The organism is Aeromonas sp. PS2Canimalfood6 (genome assembly GCF_048276795.1).
GTDB lineage: Bacteria > Pseudomonadota > Gammaproteobacteria > Enterobacterales > Aeromonadaceae > Aeromonas > Aeromonas caviae.
Map to the genome: position 1 here is coordinate 1 of NZ_JBLUXC010000110.1, position 3,267 is coordinate 3,267.

3 protein-coding genes are annotated in these 3,267 nt (G+C 34.5%); all 3 read left to right on the forward strand.

What is annotated here, in order from left to right; all coding sequences use genetic code 11:
• Window positions 1-306 precede the first annotated feature (306 nt).
• Genes ACNPAA_RS20645 through ACNPAA_RS20655 form a run of 3 tightly spaced genes read left to right on the forward strand, consistent with a single transcriptional unit; the run spans window position 307 to window position 3,174 of the window.
• Complete coding sequence (locus tag ACNPAA_RS20645) at window positions 307-1,278, forward strand: ThiF family adenylyltransferase (protein WP_201871364.1); 972 nt, start codon at window positions 307-309, stop codon at window positions 1,276-1,278.
• Window positions 1,260-2,498 (forward strand): hypothetical protein, encoded by a 1,239-nt coding sequence (locus ACNPAA_RS20650; RefSeq protein WP_201871366.1) that lies wholly within the window; start codon window positions 1,260-1,262, stop codon window positions 2,496-2,498. Before ACNPAA_RS20645 ends, ACNPAA_RS20650 begins: the two co-directional genes overlap by 19 nt.
• Window positions 2,482-3,174 (forward strand): JmjC domain-containing protein, encoded by a 693-nt coding sequence (locus ACNPAA_RS20655; protein WP_417891981.1) that lies wholly within the window; start codon window positions 2,482-2,484, stop codon window positions 3,172-3,174. Before ACNPAA_RS20650 ends, ACNPAA_RS20655 begins: the two co-directional genes overlap by 17 nt.
• The last annotated feature ends 93 nt before the right edge of the window (window positions 3,175-3,267 follow it).

Consider the following 3,267-nt stretch of genomic DNA (forward strand, 5'->3'; position numbering starts at 1 on the left):
GTGTTTTTGCTCATGGGGGGAGCGTATCTAAGGAGCAGGATCAAGCAAGCAGGAAAGTGGGATCAAGAGACGATCGTCTCATTTTTCCTGTGTCAATACTGTTCCGGTGAATACTTACGAGGTCTTTTCAATCAATTTTTGAAAAGTACCCAAAATTAAAAAATATCATTTTATTGGATGATGGTGATACCTTAAATGATGCGTTTCTTTTATTTGTCAATGAGTCAATTTATACAAAACTAAGCGACATTCCGCAAGATAACGTTTTTGATATTAACTTAGTAACAGTAGCTTCAGGAGGCTGATATGGATTATATGATATCCCAAAAAAACGTTGAAGGTCATGGTGTCGAGGGGCAAAAAAAGGTTGAAAATACTTCTGTATTAGTTATCGGTGCCGGTGGTATAGGTTGCCCACTATTACTTAACTTAGTTCATTCTGGTTTTAAAAAAATAGTCATCGTTGACCCTGATATAATTGAACCATCAAATTTATCACGACAACTGTTGTATAATTATAAGTCAATTGGTAGATTCAAGAGTGAAGAGGCTGCTACATTTCTTAGTGGTAAGTTTCCAGACGTGCAAGTTACTGCCTTGACGAAAAATTTTGAAGAATCTATGTGTAAGAACATAGATCTGATAGTTGACTCAACTGACAACTTTGATTGTAAGCTGTTAAGCTCTAGAGTTGCTTCAAAATTTAAAATTAATTGTATAGTTGGGTCTATTTACAAATTTCAAGCACAAATATATATTTTTTTAAACCAATCCTCACCACCATTATGTTTAGAAAATGTTTTCAAACGTAACATCCAGCAAGATAGCTGTTCCACCCTAGGCGTTTATGCTAGTCACTGCACCATCGTTGGAGGTATGGTTTGCCAAGAGGCAATAAACATAGTGATAGGAAAATCTAGTATTAGTAGATTCATCCAGTTTAATTCGTATAATTATAAATCTATTAATGTTCCAATTAAATCAATGATAGTAAGAGCACCTACTAATATAAAAGCAGATACATCTTTGGCAATGCAGATAGAACTAAAAAAAGCATTAGAGCAAGGAACGCAAATCTACGATGTAAGAGATAGGGATGATTTTGAACATTCTCCTAGTAAGTTCAAAAATGTACCTTGGACAAAAATTATGAATAATGATGACCCGAAGGAATTCATAGGTGCTGCCTTTATTTGTAAATCAGGCATTAGAGCTAAGGCGTGTGCTGAGCATATAAACTTGAAAACAGGAACTAACGAATGTTCTTTTATAAAATGAAAAAAACTGTATATGCCTTTTTTTTGAGTAATATGATGCTTAGGATATCAGTCGATGCGATAATATTCTCATTTTTGTGGTTTTACTTATCTGATGACACTTTATTAAGTGGTATTACTTACATGGTATTTAGGACTTTAGAGATATACTTAATGCCATTTAGTGCATATTTCCCCGATAAATTAGGAAGAAAAGCAGTATATAACTATTGTTACATTTCTGTTCTTATTTGTTGCTTGCTTGCGTTCATTGCATTGACTGTTCTTGAATCAACTTTGCAAATAATTGTATCAGTAGTTACATGCTTATTGTTAGGTGGAGTGGTGAGTATACTCCCAACAAACACAACATCTTTACTGCATGACAGGTATGGTAGTCGGTCTAAAGTTGCATTCAGGGTTGGATCTATTTTTGCGTCGTATAAAATATTTCTATCTCCTATCGTAGGAATGCTAACAACCATATCTTTTGGTAGCTTAAATACTGTCATGATAAGCACTGTACTTGTAGTTATTGCTTTTTTTATAAAAGAGTATGCATTAAGAAATATAGCTAATATAAAATCACTTGACAGGGTAAGGTTTAGCGATACTTTTATGAGTTTGTTCAACTCACTATCAATAAAAAACGAAAAGGTCTTTATTCCCACCTTAGCTGTGATTAATTTACTTATGACTCCATTTTTCATGGTTTCATTACCACACAATGCTGCAAATGGACTGTATCCAATCCCTGAGTTTGTTGTTTTATTAGATATAGTTTTCGGATTAGGAATATTCATTACTAATAAATTTATTTTTAAAAAAATTTCAAACAGAATTTCTGATAATCAAGCTATTCTTATTGGATTGTTGTTATTAGCTCTTATGTTGTCATTTGGTTCTGGAGATAACGTTTATATGGCACCAGCAATGTTGTTTTTGGGGGGGCTTGGGCTACCATTAATTGTTATAAACATAACTACTATTCGTGTAAATAACATACCGATAAACAAAAAGTCCATGTATCTATCATCATTGACTTTTTGGAGCCTATTTTTAAATCCAATTTCAATTCTCATTATATCATATATGTATAAGTACGATTTGGCCAATAACGTTCAAGTCGTTTACTCCTGTATTTCATTTACGATTCTGGCTTATTTTTTTTGCAATATTCTTACATTTTCCACTGATGTTATAAATCAAGTTAAAGGACAAGAGAATGAAAAAAATAATTGATATCCTTTTAAACAGAAATACTGATAGTCACGGCCTACCATCTAACCCTTGTATAATAAAAGGTGGCGGTAGTGAGTTTAAAAATATAATATCTGTAAATGATATAGATGACTTTATTTCAGTTGATGGAGCAAGGCTACCGTATATAGCAATATCTAACACAAAGAAAAAATATAGTCAGTTGACTGATGTGCCTTTTCAACAAAGAGAACTTGGCTATTTTGACTCCTCTATTATTTTACAGGAGTTTTTAAATGGTAGCTCTATAATCATGAAGCACATTGACCGTAGGTTTCCAGCTGTTGCGGCACTTAAAAACAAAGTTATCGAGGAATTATTTCCTTACACCGTCCAAGCCAATGCGTATTTAGCACCGAGTGATACCCAAGGTGTTCAAATACATGCAGACCCACATGCAACCCTTTTAATACAGTGTTCAGGAAAGAAAAGATGGCTTGTTTGGGGGAGGGCTTTTGACGACACTCAAGAGTCTCTATTAGAATCTTTAGATCTAGACAAGAGAGTTGATGAGATAGCTAAAGGTCAACCTATTATTGATGAATTTGTTTATGAAGGTGATATTCTTTATATTCCTAAAGGTTATGTCCATACCCCATTTACTTCTGATACACACTCACTGCACTTAACTCGTATCTATTCACCAGGACGGGGTTGACGGCATCAGTTCTGCCGGGATGGGATAATCTGTCTTCTCGATGCACGCCCTGACCACGGCCCTCAACCACTCCTGTGGGCAGCGGCCCAATCG

Coding starts and splice junctions, on each gene's coding strand:
- ACNPAA_RS20645 (WP_201871364.1), top strand. CDS start 307: ATGGATTATATGATATCCCAAAAAAACGTTGAAGGTCATGGTGTCGAG.
- ACNPAA_RS20650 (WP_201871366.1), top strand. CDS start 1,260: ATGTTCTTTTATAAAATGAAAAAAACTGTATATGCCTTTTTTTTGAGT.
- ACNPAA_RS20655 (WP_417891981.1), top strand. CDS start 2,482: ATGAAAAAAATAATTGATATCCTTTTAAACAGAAATACTGATAGTCAC.